Genomic DNA, 14,038 nt, shown 5'->3' on the forward strand with positions numbered 1-14,038 from the left:
CCGTTGAACAGTAACCTCGCCCTTTTTAAAAACACCTCATGAACTTCCTCGATCTATTCGCATCGCTGCAAGCCTGGATTTTTGAAACACTGGTACAGCCTGTAATTTTTTTTACGGGGCTGGGCGAATTTACTGAAGATGCGTTTGAAGGCGTTGAATGGTTTTTGATTGGCGTGTGTGAACTACTTATTTTATTTGTGCTCTTGCGTCCGCTAGAAGCTTTGATTCCTGTGCATCGATTTAATGATCGTAATGCTCGCTGGAATGATTTTATTTATACCGCTTTGCATCGCCTTGGTATTTTCTCTTTACTGATCTTTGTCTCGCTTGATCCGGCGCTAGATGCGTTGACTGGTGTCTTACATTTAGAAGGTGTCAATCCTTTTAATCTTGACAATCTCTGGCCAGGTTTGGTCGATTACCCTGTATTGGTTTTTATAGTGTATCTGGTGCTGCTGGATTTTTTTGACTACTGGTATCACCGCGCCTCGCATCAGTTTAACTGGTGGTGGGCTTTGCATAGTTTGCACCATAGCCAGCGTGATATGAACTTATGGAGCGATAACCGTAATCACTTGCTGGATGATTTTATTCGTGACGTGTATATGGGTTTAATCGCTATTGCGATTGGCGTGCAGCCGGGACAATATGCTTTGCTAGTTGTGATCTCGCGCATGGTCGAGAGCTTGCAACACGCGAATATTCGTTTGCATTTTGGCGCCATAGGCGAACGCTTGCTGGTATCGCCACGCTACCACCGCACTCACCATGCGATAGGTATTGGACACGAGTCGCAGGGGAGTGGCACCTTAGGCGGACACAACTTTGCTGTGCTGTTCCCGATCTGGGATATGCTGTTTGGTACCGCTTTATTTAGTAAGGAATTTTCTATGACAGGTATCCGCGATCAATTGCCATCACCAGATGGCAGAAGTGGCAGAGAATATGGTCGTGGCTTCTGGTCGCAACAAAGTCTGGGTTTAAAACGACTATTCGGATTAGACCATCGGACCGCCACACCGATGAACGCGCAAACAGATCGACAAACTGGTTTCAATAAGGAGGCAAGTTAATGCGCCGCTTACTGCATGTAGGCAGCTCTATGGGGCGCGCTTTTGTTGGCCAATTTCATCCTCGTATGTTGATGCTGACCTTGTTGCCCTTGATCGTCTCCTTATTGTTATGGAGCGGATTAATGTGGTGGGGCTTGCAAAGTCTGATCGATTTTATTCAAGAGTCTTTGTTGCAGCATGATGGCTTTCGGCTGGCGGGTGATTTCCTCGCAGTGCTCGGTGCTTTAGCATTGAAGACGGTACTCGCACCCTTACTGGCAATGTGGCTACTGCTGCCGCTGATGATCGTGACGACCCTCATTTGTATTGGCGTATTTGCGATGCCGATGATTTCTCGCCATGTACAAAAACGTGATTATCCTCATCTGGAGGCCAGACATGGCGGCTCTTTATTTGGCAGCTTATGGCACGCTTTGTCCTCGTTTTTAATTTTTGTATTGCTCTGGTTTGTTTGTCTGCCTTTGTTGTTTGTGCCGGTCGTCAATGTCGTAGTACATGCCGTTTTATGGGGTTGGTTGACCTATCGCGTAATGGCTTATGATGCGTTAGCAGAACACGCCGATGCAGCCGAGCGTATTGCTTTGTTGCGCACACATCGCTGGCCTTTATTAATGATCGGCACGATGGCTGGCGCTTTGGGCGCTGCACCTAGCATGATGTGGTTAGGCGGCGTATTGGCGGTAGTATTTTTGCCTATGCTGGCCGCACTGGCGATAGGCCTGTATATCTTGATTTTTGTGTTTTGTGGGATATGGTTTCAGTACTATTGTTTGAACGCACTTGCGTTGCTGCGTTGCAAAGCACAAGCAGATGAAACAGTAGATACATAAGCAGAATACTCAAAACTGTTTCAGCGGCTTAGTAGCGTTCTGCTCCGCATTGCAAATGTGATTTTGCGTATTCAATTTTGCGAATTTAAATTATGCATTGATTGAATCAGATTCAAAAACCTGGGAGTTAATTATGGCGATCGGTCTTATCATTATTGGTGACGAAATTTTATCTGGCAAACGTGCGGATAAACATTTACCCAAAGTAATTGAGCTATTAACTGCGCGTGGTCTGCAACTGGATTGGGCAGAATATATTGGCGATGATCGCACTCGCATCACATCCACGCTAGAGCGCTCTTTTGCAGGTAACGATATTGTATTTGTTACAGGTGGTATTGGCGCTACACCGGATGACCATACCCGCCAATGTGCGGCAGCAGCATTGCATTTGCCGATTGTTTTACACCCGGAAGCAAAAACCTTAATTGAACAAAGAATTACCGATATGCTGATCGAAGCTGGTAAGCCAGTTGACTTGAATTTGCCAGAGAATTTGCATCGTCTGAAGATGGGGGAGTTTCCACAAGGCGCACAAATTATCCCCAATCCGTATAACAAGATTCCCGGGTTTGCGATTCAAAATCATTACTTTGTACCAGGCTTCCCTGTAATGGCATGGCCAATGCTGGAGTGGGTACTTGATTCGCATTATTCACATTTGTTCCATCAGCACGCCAGGGCAGAAAAATCGGTTTTGGTATTTGATGCGATGGAATCGACGCTAACGCCAATGATGGAAGCGTTGGAATCACAATACCCTTTAATCAAAGTATTTAGTCTGCCCAGCGTCGGTAATCACCAGATACGCAGGCATATAGAGCTGGGTGTCAAAGGTGAGCCACAACAAGTCGAGGCTGCTTTTGATGCGATGTTAAAAGGCTTAGATGGCTTTCAGGCGGAATACGTCCCAGCCTGATTTTTATTATTCCGCATTTGGTACTGACTTCTCTTCACAATTCGCTCAATGCAAAAAATCAAATTCACATTGTTTTCTGTCAGAGCGCTGCTGATCGCTTTTGGTCCTATGATCCTGGCGGTATTGCTAGTTTGTGGCGTCGGATATTGGTTAGTCGATCCAGCGCCGCCGCGCACAATTGATTTTGCGACAGGGCAGGAGAATAGTCCTTATCAACGCTTTGCCAAACAGTACGCCGACGAGTTGGCAAAAAATGATATTACGATCCGCTTCCAGGCGACTCAAGGTTCTCAGGAAAACTTAAAACTGATCAGCGATCCCGACTCTGAGATAGAGCTCGGTTTTGTCCAAAGCGGCTCTACTAACGAAGCCGATACTTTGGATAAGGGATTGGTATCTCTAGGCAGTTTATTTTATGAGCCGATCTGGATTTTTTATCGCGGCACCAAAGAAATCAGCACCCTCAATCAGTTTAAAGGTAAGCAAATTAATGTAGGGCCAGAAGGCACTGGCGTAGCGCGTTTGTTTAAGCAGATATTGTCAGTCAATGGCATGGAAGCTACAGACGTCCATCTATCTAGCCTGGAAGATACACCCGCGACGGTCGCACTGTTGGATGGCACTATAGACGTGCTGGTATTTAGCTCTGCATCAGATTCACCGCTACTGCAAATGTTGTTGCAAACACCGGGTATCCAGCTATTTGATTTTGCACAGGCGGAAGCTTATACCCGGCGTTTTCCGTTTTTATCTCATGTGGTACTGCCGCGTGGCATCGTTGATCTGGGTAAAAATATTCCAGCTAAGGATTACCATTTAATCTCGCCAACCGCAACCTTAGTCGCGCACGAAAGTCTGCATCCCGCGTTGATCAGTTTGCTACTACAGGCAGCACGCAAGATTCATGGTGGCGCTGGTTGGTTCCACAAACAAGGTGAATTTCCTTCTGATAAATACATAGAAATCCCCGTGGCAGAGCAGGCGGAAAAATTCTATAAAAATGGACCACCATTTTTGCAGCGCTATCTAAGTTTTTGGTTAGCCAATTTTGTAGAACGCATGTGGGTCGTGATTGTCGCGCTGGGAGCCTTGATTTTGCCGTTGTCAAAAATTATCCCACCGCTGTATGTCTGGCGTATTCGTTCCCGCGTCTATCGCTGGTACGGTCAGCTGATGATGGTAGAGCAGGCAATTGATAACGTTAGTCCTGATCAGCGTCAGCAAGTTTTCTCGGATCAATTAAAAATGCTTGATGAGATAGAAGAGAAGGTCAACCGTATTTCTATCCCGCTGTCTTATGCCGTCGAACTATACGGCTTGCGCAGTCATATCAACTTTGTTCGCAAGCGGGTAGAAGGCCTGATGGTAGTTTAGCCCTGTTGAGTTAGTCGACATAGTTGCCTGATTGCAGGACTAAGATGATTTAGTCGGCAGAATTGATATGGGTGTAAGACGGCACGAGGTATTTTGTAAATTAATCCCAGATGCTGGTAGTAAATGCTATTAGAATAAGATTCCTAGATTATTTTTGTCTGCCTACGCTCACACTGTATCTTTTCTCCCACCACGAAACTGACTATGAAACTGACCACGAAATAGCATGAGCGCCAATTTGTCTCCCTTGGTTAATTTGAGTTCTCAGGTTTTTTATATCTTGAGTAATTATCTTTTGCCGGTCGGTATTGCGATTGCATTAATCGTATTGATTTTATTGTTGCTATTTGGTCGAGGTAAAAATCTTGAGCCTGTGATTCTCATGCCTGTGGTTGATGAAGATCTCCCTGCACAAGATAGCCGCATCGCGTTGTTGATTGTCGATGATTCAGCTGTCGCGCGCGCCAAATTATCTAAACTGTTTGCGATCGATGGATACCGTGTAGAGCTGGCAGTAGATGGTATTGAGGCGATGGAGAAGATGTCACAGCAATTTTTTTCTGTATTGATCACAGATTTAGAAATGCCCAATATGAATGGTCTGGAATTGATTGCAGCCGTTCTCGGTAGTATGGAGACAGAAGACATGCCCATCATCGCAATCACCGGGCATGACGAATTGCAAGCGCGGGTGCATGAATATCAAGGTCTATACGGTATCTTCAAAAAACCATGGAACGATAGAGAATTGCTGAAACGAGTCGAAGCTCTGGCAAGTCTGCGCAAGCCACATTTAGCCACTGCGATCTAAAAAGTATTGGCAGTATTTAAGTCAGATTTAAGAATGTTCTGTATTCAGCAGGCAAATCAGCATCGATAATTACAACAAAAGACAGATTGAATTGAAAAGATTTGCACTGATTTTGTTACAAGTTCGTCTCGACTTATTACGCTCTTTAGCGGCTCTAAAACAACGCTCAAAAATACGTGCCCTATTAGCATATCAAAAAACACCTAGCCCCAATTTTTAGCGCAACGCTATTCCCCGTCTAATCGCTTTGGATTGATAATACGTTTTTACAAACTGATCCAAACCGTTACACAGTACTGCTCCGTATCGCTGCATCATCCATAAAATCAATATTTTATATGTCATTTTTCGTCGTCAATTTCGAAAGAAAATAATGCGCTTTGCGTTTGCAGGATGTGACAGAGATCTCAGCTTATTTAAAGCTTTGATTGCAGAAGAGTGGGAGCCGGTTCAACTATTCTCGGTACCAGAAATTAATCATCTCAGTACCAACAAAGATTTGCTCGCACTTGCGCAAGCTAAAAAAATTTCTATCCATCTTTCTCGTATGAACGAGCACGATCTAGCCGGACTACACGAGATGCAGTGTGACATTCTGGTCGTTGGCAGCTATAACTGGCGTATACCGGAGTGGAAAAACTACTTGTCGTACGCGATTAATTTTCATCCTGCACCGTTACCGCTGGGACGCGGCCCTTATCCTATAGTGAACGCGATTTTGCAATCACATAAAACCTGGGCGGTTACTTGCCACAAAATCGCACCGGATTTTGATACTGGCGAGATACTCGATAGCGAAGTCTTCCCGCTTTTGCCACATGAGATTCATGATAGTTTGGAAATCAAAATTCAGATCGCAAAGAGCAAGCTGGCAAGTCGTATTGCCAGGAATTTTCCAGCGCTCTGGCAAGACGCGCAGATACAAACAGGCGGTGAGTATTGGCCGCTGTTCAAAGATGAAGATAAAACTATCGACTTTGCTCAACCGGTTTACAACATAGACAGGCAATTACGTGCTTTCGGTCCGATTGAATGTATAGCACGCATTAACGACAACAAAATTTTGATCAAAGCCGGATACGTCTGGCCAGAGCCACATAGCCATTTGCCAGGGCAAGTTATACACGTCAGTGGAAAAACGGTCGTCATCGCCTGCACAGATGGTTTTCTTGCGGTGACGGATTGGTATTCTGTGTGAGTACAGCAACTAGGTTCTGCTAGCGATTTATTTTTGGCTCGTATGCATTATTCACAACGCTTACAAGCGGTAGCTGATGCAGCAAGTGATGGGATTATTTAGCAGGGAAAAGAATTTGAAGAGAACAGAATTGATCAGATCAGCCAGATGATCATTTTGGACGTGGTGTTGAGCTTTTAAAACTTAACACCACGTTGGCACATCTACAGTACGCGTGGCGCACCGTAGCTTGGATAATTAACGCAAACGCATCAGTATCCGCAATACGTACCAGAACATCATCGCAACAGAGGCAAACAATTGTAGTGCAGCGCCGACATAACGATCTTCCGGATAATGGTTGATCACATTGGAAGCATCATACAAAATGGCTGCACCTGCTAAGCCGACCATCGCCACGCTAAAGAACAAACCTAACTGGAAACCAAAAATAGCGCCGCAGACGATCAAGATCAGCGCCATAATTCCGCCCCATTTCAATAGGCTACCAAGAAAAGAAAAGTCTTTACGCGACACATACGCTACACCGACCAGACACACAGTCGCCAGAATCGTGATCAAGCCAGCGTCAGAAATTGCACCTGGCGCAATGGTGTTGGCAATTACCAGCATCGGTACAAAAATAATCGCTTCTGCCAGCACATAGGCACCCAGCGCAGCGTATTGCAGAGGCACGCTTTCAACGGTATGTGCCGCACGTGACGCCAGCCAGCCGACTAACATAAACGCACCCATGATCACGAGCCAAGGCAAGCCCAACATCGCTTTTGCCAATACTTCAGCGATACCGGTTTTGAACAAAATAACCTCGATTGCAGTGAACGCGAGGATAGCGCCACCGAGATGATTAAAAGTCTTACTGATAAAACGCTCACGCGCCGGACCATAGCCTTGTTGGGTGCTTGTCAGTTCCATGAATTTCCCTTTTGGATTTATGTTTTCTATGTTTGTACATTGTTGCAGTCAACTGTGCTGCAAACTACTGATGCAATCAATCACCTGTTAAAAGAACAAGTCCCTCATTCTACAACAGGCCATTGTGCCTTTTTGTTTAATTGCATTAAGCGAGGTATCAAGCTCGGCTTACTTCGCCGATGATTCAACTGGCTTTGGCATAAGGTGAGTAGTCCACAACACGCTCAATATCTTCCATTTGCCCTCGGTAGTTTTCATCATTTGCCAAGTCTCGACACCATAGTTTTGTACCTGATCGTTGAGTAAAAACTCGTAGTCGAACATGACCCAGGCGATATGTCCGTCTTGCGTGATTTGGATATTACTAAATTTTTCGTCCAAAGCACCTTTTTCGCTACCGATAAATTGTGCAAAGTTAGCGTAGCTGCCTGTCGCGGTGCCATCAAAACTCACATCAAATTTCTCTCGTACATTTTTTACCATTTCTGGTGAGCTTGGAGATTCGAACATGATTTTTGAATTGAGCATCAGGCTCGATAACATCTTCAAATCTTTGCTGCGTACTGCTGCTTGAAAATCTTGTGTTACCTGTGTGATTGCCTGCATATCTTCTGGTGTACTGCTGCGTAAATGCACTGGCGGACTGTCAGCAAAGGCAGAAAGTGAGGAGAGTAAAGTACAAGTTAAAACCGCTGCAGTGAGATGTCGGATCATGGGAGGACTTTCGTAGAAGAGTAAACGCAAATCGTAGGTGATCTGTGCTGGTAGATCAATACAATTTTGATTTTTGGCGCGGCGCGAATCCAGGCGTTTAAATTACATCACAGGACTGTTCATGAACCCCAGTAAAACAAGTCCTTCCTCATCCAGGCAAAAAGAGCGCGTTTAGGTGTCCGTTTATAAGATTTTCCTAAGTGCCAATAAATCTAAATTGAATATACTCCCTATAATTTTTAATTAATATGCCATATTGTCCAATAAATATATGGACGATTAAAATATACTTATTGGGAGTATATGTGGAAGTGTAAATGTGAGTATAGAGAGAAGTAAGTGAGCCAACAAGTCTTGAATCACAGAGCCACAAGCTACTCTGCGTCATCGATATCAGCTATTTTTTATACGCTATCTGATGATGAAATGATTGAATGAATTAGAATGCCAGGCAAGCGATGCGCTGTCATCATGGCTCGCATCGATGTTTGAATAATCAGACGACTCTACATAAAGGAACACTCAATGGCTGGCGCAAGTCTTTTAACACTACTCGACGACATCGCAACCGTGCTCGATGATGTGGCATCCATGACCGGTATGGCAGCTAAAAAAACCGCCGGGGTGTTAGGCGATGATCTTGCCTTGAATGCCGAGCAGGTGAGTGGCGTCAGGGCTAGTCGTGAGTTGCCAGTGGTGTGGGCGGTTGCTGTTGGCTCCTTAAAAAATAAACTGATTTTGGTACCGCTGGCATTGTTGCTCAGCGCGTTTGCGCCTTGGGCGATTCCGCCGCTATTGATGTTGGGCGGTGCGTATTTATGTTACGAAGGATTTGAGAAAGTAGCCCACAAGTTTTTGCATAGCGATGCCGAAGACAAGGCGCATGAAGCCGAAGTGTTAAGCGCCGTAATGCAACCCGAAGTGGACATGGTCGCATTTGAAAAAGACAAAATCAAAGGTGCTATCCGTACCGACTTTGTACTCAGCGGAGAAATCATCATTATTACGTTAGGAGCTGTCGCAGAATCTGCTTTTAGCATGCAAGTTGCGGTGTTATGTGCAATTGGACTGATCATGACGGTGGGCGTATACGGCTTTGTCGGTCTGATCGTCAAGCTTGATGATATTGGCCTGTATCTGAAGGTGAAGGAAGGCAGCAAAGCCCTCAACGGATTGCGCCAGACGACTGGCAACGCCTTACTGGCATTCGCCCCACGACTGATGAAATCGCTCACCGTAATCGGTACGATCGCTATGTTTATGGTCGGTGGCGGTATTCTGACGCATCAGATTCCCTTCGCGCATCACCTGATCACCGATCTCACCGCAGCGGCCAGCAATGTGGGTAGTTTGGGCGGTCTGGTCACGACGATCTTGCCATCCTTACTCAATACCATTGCAGGTTTGATCGCAGGTGGTTTGGTGTTGTTGGTGGTTAGTACATTACAAGCGCTGTATAAAAAAATGAAACCGCAAGCCACTGCTGAATAAAGTGCATTGAATAGCGAAGTGCATTGAATAGTTCAAGCTTGATTCAAAGTTAGGTAGCAAATGCGCTCAATTAAAGGCACGAATGACAGCGCAATGTGCTACCAGCGAGTTGATCGACAAGCGACTTTATTTTTTTAAATCAGCACTTTGCGCTACGCTTTCTTTGAGTAATTTATATTGCGCATCCAGCGTCACTTGATTTGGATCATGGCCGGCATGCGGTACCAGGACAAACGCTTTTTTCGGTGCCGTGATGCTGTCAAAATACCGTTGTGCTATCTCTGGTGTGGATAGCAAATCCTCTTCTCCCTGGACGAGGAAAAATGGCACATCAAACTGAGTCCCCAGTTTGGGTAAATCGACTTTTGAAAACATCCCGTCGCCATTCATTCCCACAAACTGAACGAAAGAATATTCTTCACTCTCTTCAAAATCCGCGAGTATTTTTGGCGTTGTATACGCTGCAGCGGGTACCCACCAGTTGGCCGGTGGTGGTGTACTGACCTTCGCTTCATATTTGCGCAGGATGCGGCGCACGATGCCAAAGTTACGCGGATTTGTCCAAGGTGGAGCGCCTATGGTATCCAGTGTGGTGAGCGTCGCCTTATCATCTGTGGCGCGTGCCAGCGCCTGTAGTTTGGTATATGTCGCCGTCTGGTTATCGCGATAACTCACCACTTGCGCAGTACCGATATACGCTTGAAAAAGTGCCGGTTGCGCTTTGACCATGTACACACCCAAAATAGAGCCCCACGATCCGCCCATCAGGATGAGTTTCTTTTGCCCTAAATAATGGGTCAGATAAGCGGCCAGTTCGACGCCATCATTACTCAATTGCTCTAACGTCAGTGTCGCGCCAGTTGCTGGTTTGTTCTCACCATAAGTTAAGCCTGCGCCACGCTGATCCCATAGCGCTAGCGTGAAATCATTCTCCCAGTCAGCATACATGTTCGCAGCATAAGGCGTGAGCGGATTGCCGGGCCCACCATGCACAATCAGTATCACTGGATTAGCGCAGCTATTCCCTTTGATCGTTACCCATTGTTTGATCCCCCCAATAAGGACGAACCGTTGTTCATTAATTTTTTGTGTCTTTGATTGGCATACCAGAGGCGGTATTTTGTCTGATGACGTTGCCGTGCTTGCAGTGCCGCTTTGCGCTAGTGCGAGCGAAGAAAATAAAGCAACAGCGCTGGTGCACAATACAGAAAATACGGCAGATAGTTTTTGCATTAGCTACTTTCGAAATGATGCCATTCATATGGAATACAGCAGTATTGATTGCGTATTTTTAAAGTACGTTCTTATCTTGCTCAGCGTTACAATCTTAGCTGATCGGTGACGACAACGATCACTATTTTCGATCAAAAATTACAATCAAAAATTGCGATCGATCCTCTTCCAAAATGGTTGCACAATGCGGCCGCGTCTAGCTGCTTGATATAACAAACCGACAGTGACAACCACCACGATGATGAATGCAATTGCAGAACCTTCAATGCCAAAAGCGCCGCCCGTCATCCAGTCCGGCCCATTCATTTTGCTGATCCATAAACCATTGCGTACCGGATGACCAGACACCGCAACCGAAAAAATGCCATCCTGAAAAAAATTCCACGCCGCGTGCATTGCCACACACATCCACAATCTACCAGTCAGCATAAAGGCAGACGCCAACCATAAACCGGCAGCGGTGATGCTGGCAAAGCCAAGTACCGTGATGTTGTCGTTCACCAGATGCATGGCACCAAAGACCACCGCAGATGCCAGCAAGGCTAACCAGCTTCCCAGTGATTGCTGAACAATGCGAAAGAATACGCCACGCAGCAGTATCTCTTCTACCAATCCAATCGTCAGATGCATCAACAGGGGGATCAAAATCACAGTCCACGAGGACGTAGCCGTGATCTGAAAACCGCCCATCAATGCGATGATGCCCACGGTCGCGCACACCATCAAACTACCGAGCAAAAAGCCACCGCTAAATTCTTGTGTAAACCCACGCAAAGACAGCTCGGTAACGGCACGTTGTTCGATCTTGCGCACATACATTGCATAGCAAAAATAGCCAATGAGTGCGCCAGTCAATTGTCCGAGTTTGACAAATAATTTGTCGTCGAACATCTTCGATGAGACGGCCTGTATTAATAAAAACGGTAACATGAACGCGATCAGCGCCAGCACAATCCGTGTCAGCGGGAAGCGCAAAATACGTTGACCAAGTGGGAGGGCGATGCCAGGTTGTAGGATGCTGGAGGACATAGAAGTGTCTCTTAAAAATAGTCGTGGACGGGATGAACAAAGTGAACAGCCACGACTGTACCGTCCGCCCCCATGAGCAAACAAGTCTGGTGCGACCAACTGCAGAATACGCGGGATGGGTTGTGAATCTTTAGGATAAATGTGCGATGGAGAAGAGCTTTGCGAAGGGCGTCGATCGGTCAGATCACAGCGGCAATAACAACGGCGGCCTCCTGATCTTCACAAATAATGGGCATGCGATATTGACCTGAAAATACCGCCAATATCAATATACTCCCCATTTATTTTTGAAAATAAGGCTCATTGTCCAATGATTATATGGACAATAAAAATATACTCGGGTCAGTAATAGGAGAAGCTAACATCAGCAACCAGTAGCTTACCCAGTCGCATGTAATGTCGCATTAGTTTGATCGTTGGCAGACCAAAATCAGGTGAGTGCGTCAAGCGAGCACGTTAAGTGTGTACCTTAAGTGTGTACCTTACGTCTGTACCTTACGTCTGTACCTTACGTCTGTACCTTATGTGTGTACCTCACGCGCTGGCATCAAACAAATTGCCGACGAACGAGGTATTTTGAATGTTCGCCACCACCACTTTTAAAAAACCTTGTAAGGACGACTGACTAGGATTGCCACCGCTAGTCGTTACCAGGTTGTTAAAAGAATCCTGCAAGTTCTGCAGCGATGAGTTGGTGCCGCTAGTGCTGCCACCACTGCCCAGTAGATCCGCGATGCTGCCGCTGCTGCCAAGACCGCTACTATTGTTATCCAACTGCGTAATCAAATTCTGAATACTCGTCTGTAGTTGTATCGTCCCGCTGGTTGGATCTAATTGCACCGGCGTCGCCGATTGGCCGGACGATCCAGATCCGGTCAGCAAATCTGCCAGAGAGCTTGATGATGACCCAGAGGACGATCCTGACAATAACCCCAGATTAGATAAGCCAGAAGCCGACGAGCCCGAAAGCGACCCCAGCAAGCTACTCAAAAAATCCGACGACGATTGCTGAGTATCACCAGAACTGCTAGAGCTATCCAACAGACTGGTAATGCTGGACCCCGCATTAAACTGCGCCAATGACAATTGCAGCGCTGCTGCCAGACTGCTGTTATTGCCGCCAATGCCAGTAGTTGCCGATGTGCCAGTTGTGGTGGTGGAGGTCGCGCTGGTATTGTTGACGGTCGAGGCCAAAGCGGTACCATCTAGCGCCAGCGACTGCGTCAAATTACTAATGCCCTGATAGCTATTCGATCCTATGGATGAAATCGACATACGCCCCTCCGTTAAATATTGTTTAATCAGTTTCACGACCTGTTTCTGGTGATAGGCGCTACTTCAGCCTGTCCCTCGCCACCGTCTTTTTATTTTCTACGACAACGATGTCGATTGCAATGACACTTTGAAAACTACGGTGTAACTCGCTGTAACAATCTTATGCAAGACTGATCTAAGAATCGTGATCTGAGAATCGTGATCTCAGATGCATGATCTCAGATTCAGCAACCCAGTGGCTAAAGTACAAAGCAAGCGCAGGCGAAAATCATATACTCCCCATAAATTTATAGAAATATGCCTCATTGTCCAGGGATTAATTGGACAATTAAAATATACCTAGTGAGAGTATCTGTAAGCAGGGTGTACTATGCGCACCGATAATACTGAAGTGCAGTTACGAATAATTTAAATGAAGCCGAGATAAGTTGTTCATAGCGCATCTATAATCAGAAAATTGAATTATTTCCTCCTGAGCCAGATTGCTCACTTCAACCTAAACAAAATTGCAGATGTCCTCAATGTCACGCGGTTTCTTCCGGCAGTCATTTAGTTGTTTTCATAAACCTATCCCCTATGTCAGCATCATCATCGCCTTGTGCAGCCCATTGATTGCCCGTGCAGGTGCGCTCAACGCCGCCAATCTGGGTTTTGAAGAATTGCAGGCCGGGCAAAACCTACCCACTTCTTGGAACCTGATGGTACAAACCCACACCGTCAGTGCCGATTGCCAGATCGCCAAAGAGGGAAAATGCTCACTCAAATTAGAGAGCAACCCGCAGACGCAAACAGCAATCATGACCGTCGTCGCCCAAACACTAGATGCCAGCACGGCAGGCGGCCACCCCTTACATTTATCTGGCTGGATCAAGACCAAAGACCTTCGGAACGGGCGTGCGGTGCTGATATTTCAAGTCAATGGCAAAGCTCAAAATGTCTTAGCTAACACCATACTTGGCGAACAGGGTCCGACCGGTACTAGCGACTGGCAACGCTTTGAGATTCAAGTCCCCGTGCCGGGTAACGCGGCAGTCATCTATTTTGGTATCGGACTTTCAGGCACCGGCACAGCTTGGTTTGATGTAAGCCCTCCATAAACCCCAGATAGCGAGCAGATTTCGTGATTTTTATCGATTTTCGTTCAAAGGTGTGATTCAGGAGAGCTGGCTTAATTTT

Annotated in this window: 13 protein-coding genes; 8 read left to right on the plus strand and 5 right to left on the minus strand. The window is 46.1% G+C overall.

The genetic code is table 11. The features are described from left to right. Window positions 1-38 precede the first annotated feature (38 nt). The 6 genes from AAKU64_RS15900 (at window position 39) to AAKU64_RS15925 (ending at window position 6,205) form a co-directional block, all read left to right on the plus strand. Window positions 39-1,073 (plus strand): sterol desaturase family protein, encoded by a 1,035-nt coding sequence (locus AAKU64_RS15900; protein ID WP_354362414.1) that lies wholly within the window; start codon window positions 39-41, stop codon window positions 1,071-1,073. After that, on the plus strand, window positions 1,073-1,903 hold the full coding sequence (locus AAKU64_RS15905; protein WP_354334278.1) for an EI24 domain-containing protein: 831 nt from the start codon (window positions 1,073-1,075) through the stop codon (window positions 1,901-1,903). The genes AAKU64_RS15900 and AAKU64_RS15905 overlap by 1 nt, the downstream gene beginning before the upstream one ends. A gap of 133 nt (window positions 1,904-2,036) precedes the next feature. Further along, window positions 2,037-2,822: a competence/damage-inducible protein A gene (locus AAKU64_RS15910; RefSeq protein ID WP_322119346.1), complete on the plus strand. Its 786-nt coding sequence runs from the start codon at window positions 2,037-2,039 to the stop codon at window positions 2,820-2,822. A gap of 48 nt (window positions 2,823-2,870) precedes the next feature. Continuing rightward, entirely contained in the window at window positions 2,871-4,196 is a 1,326-nt protein-coding gene (locus tag AAKU64_RS15915; RefSeq protein ID WP_354334276.1) for a TAXI family TRAP transporter solute-binding subunit, read from the plus strand. Window positions 4,197-4,422: 226 nt separating this feature from the next. After that, the gene (locus tag AAKU64_RS15920) at window positions 4,423-5,007 is read left to right on the plus strand and encodes a response regulator (RefSeq protein WP_354334274.1); all 585 of its coding nucleotides are present in this window, start codon (window positions 4,423-4,425) and stop codon (window positions 5,005-5,007) included. A gap of 373 nt (window positions 5,008-5,380) precedes the next feature. Then, entirely contained in the window at window positions 5,381-6,205 is an 825-nt protein-coding gene (locus tag AAKU64_RS15925; protein ID WP_354334273.1) for a formyltransferase family protein, read from the plus strand. 237 nt (window positions 6,206-6,442) lie between these two features. On the opposite strand, the gene AAKU64_RS15930 is transcribed toward AAKU64_RS15925, so the two are convergent. Together AAKU64_RS15930 and AAKU64_RS15935 are read right to left on the minus strand one after the other, a co-directional pair. Continuing rightward, window positions 6,443-7,120, minus strand: coding sequence for a Bax inhibitor-1/YccA family protein (locus AAKU64_RS15930; protein WP_322118782.1), 678 nt, complete (start codon window positions 7,118-7,120; stop codon window positions 6,443-6,445). A gap of 168 nt (window positions 7,121-7,288) precedes the next feature. After that, window positions 7,289-7,834 carry a YybH family protein gene (locus AAKU64_RS15935; protein WP_354362415.1) on the minus strand — a complete coding sequence of 182 codons (546 nt, stop codon included), beginning with the start codon at window positions 7,832-7,834 and terminating at the stop codon, window positions 7,289-7,291. Between the two features lie 525 nt (window positions 7,835-8,359). On the opposite strand from AAKU64_RS15935, the gene AAKU64_RS15940 reads away from it, so the two are divergent. Beyond that, on the plus strand, window positions 8,360-9,325 hold the full coding sequence (locus tag AAKU64_RS15940; protein WP_354334269.1) for a DUF808 domain-containing protein: 966 nt from the start codon (window positions 8,360-8,362) through the stop codon (window positions 9,323-9,325). 126 nt (window positions 9,326-9,451) lie between these two features. Here AAKU64_RS15940 and AAKU64_RS15945 read toward each other — a convergent pair whose 3' ends face one another. From AAKU64_RS15945 to AAKU64_RS15955, 3 genes are all read right to left on the minus strand, one after another. After that, window positions 9,452-10,558 (minus strand): alpha/beta fold hydrolase, encoded by a 1,107-nt coding sequence (locus tag AAKU64_RS15945; RefSeq protein WP_354334267.1) that lies wholly within the window; start codon window positions 10,556-10,558, stop codon window positions 9,452-9,454. Between the two features lie 144 nt (window positions 10,559-10,702). Next, a complete protein-coding gene (locus AAKU64_RS15950; protein WP_354334265.1) occupies window positions 10,703-11,587 on the minus strand; it encodes a CPBP family intramembrane glutamic endopeptidase in 885 nt (294 codons plus the stop codon). 534 nt (window positions 11,588-12,121) lie between these two features. Beyond that, window positions 12,122-12,862 (minus strand): hypothetical protein, encoded by a 741-nt coding sequence (locus AAKU64_RS15955; protein WP_354334263.1) that lies wholly within the window; start codon window positions 12,860-12,862, stop codon window positions 12,122-12,124. A 512-nt stretch (window positions 12,863-13,374) separates the two neighbouring features. On the opposite strand from AAKU64_RS15955, the gene AAKU64_RS15960 reads away from it, so the two are divergent. Beyond that, window positions 13,375-13,959, plus strand: coding sequence for a hypothetical protein (locus AAKU64_RS15960; protein ID WP_354334261.1), 585 nt, complete (start codon window positions 13,375-13,377; stop codon window positions 13,957-13,959). Window positions 13,960-14,038: the final 79 nt, after the last annotated feature.

The sequence above is a fragment of the Undibacterium sp. GrIS 1.8 genome, assembly GCF_040544445.1.
Classification (GTDB): domain Bacteria; phylum Pseudomonadota; class Gammaproteobacteria; order Burkholderiales; family Burkholderiaceae_D; genus Undibacterium.

Excerpts from the sequence above, each read along its gene's own strand:
- AAKU64_RS15900 (WP_354362414.1), top strand. The coding sequence starts at position 39 with ATGAACTTCCTCGATCTATTCGCATCGCTGCAAGCCTGGATTTTTGAA.
- AAKU64_RS15905 (WP_354334278.1), top strand. The coding sequence starts at position 1,073 with ATGCGCCGCTTACTGCATGTAGGCAGCTCTATGGGGCGCGCTTTTGTT.
- AAKU64_RS15910 (WP_322119346.1), top strand. The coding sequence starts at position 2,037 with ATGGCGATCGGTCTTATCATTATTGGTGACGAAATTTTATCTGGCAAA.
- AAKU64_RS15915 (WP_354334276.1), top strand. The coding sequence starts at position 2,871 with ATGCAAAAAATCAAATTCACATTGTTTTCTGTCAGAGCGCTGCTGATC.
- AAKU64_RS15920 (WP_354334274.1), top strand. The coding sequence starts at position 4,423 with ATGAGCGCCAATTTGTCTCCCTTGGTTAATTTGAGTTCTCAGGTTTTT.
- AAKU64_RS15925 (WP_354334273.1), top strand. The coding sequence starts at position 5,381 with ATGCGCTTTGCGTTTGCAGGATGTGACAGAGATCTCAGCTTATTTAAA.
- AAKU64_RS15930 (WP_322118782.1), bottom strand. The coding sequence starts at position 7,120 with ATGGAACTGACAAGCACCCAACAAGGCTATGGTCCGGCGCGTGAGCGT.
- AAKU64_RS15935 (WP_354362415.1), bottom strand. The coding sequence starts at position 7,834 with ATGATCCGACATCTCACTGCAGCGGTTTTAACTTGTACTTTACTCTCC.
- AAKU64_RS15940 (WP_354334269.1), top strand. The coding sequence starts at position 8,360 with ATGGCTGGCGCAAGTCTTTTAACACTACTCGACGACATCGCAACCGTG.
- AAKU64_RS15945 (WP_354334267.1), bottom strand. The coding sequence starts at position 10,558 with ATGCAAAAACTATCTGCCGTATTTTCTGTATTGTGCACCAGCGCTGTT.
- AAKU64_RS15950 (WP_354334265.1), bottom strand. The coding sequence starts at position 11,587 with ATGTCCTCCAGCATCCTACAACCTGGCATCGCCCTCCCACTTGGTCAA.
- AAKU64_RS15955 (WP_354334263.1), bottom strand. The coding sequence starts at position 12,862 with ATGTCGATTTCATCCATAGGATCGAATAGCTATCAGGGCATTAGTAAT.
- AAKU64_RS15960 (WP_354334261.1), top strand. The coding sequence starts at position 13,375 with ATGTCCTCAATGTCACGCGGTTTCTTCCGGCAGTCATTTAGTTGTTTT.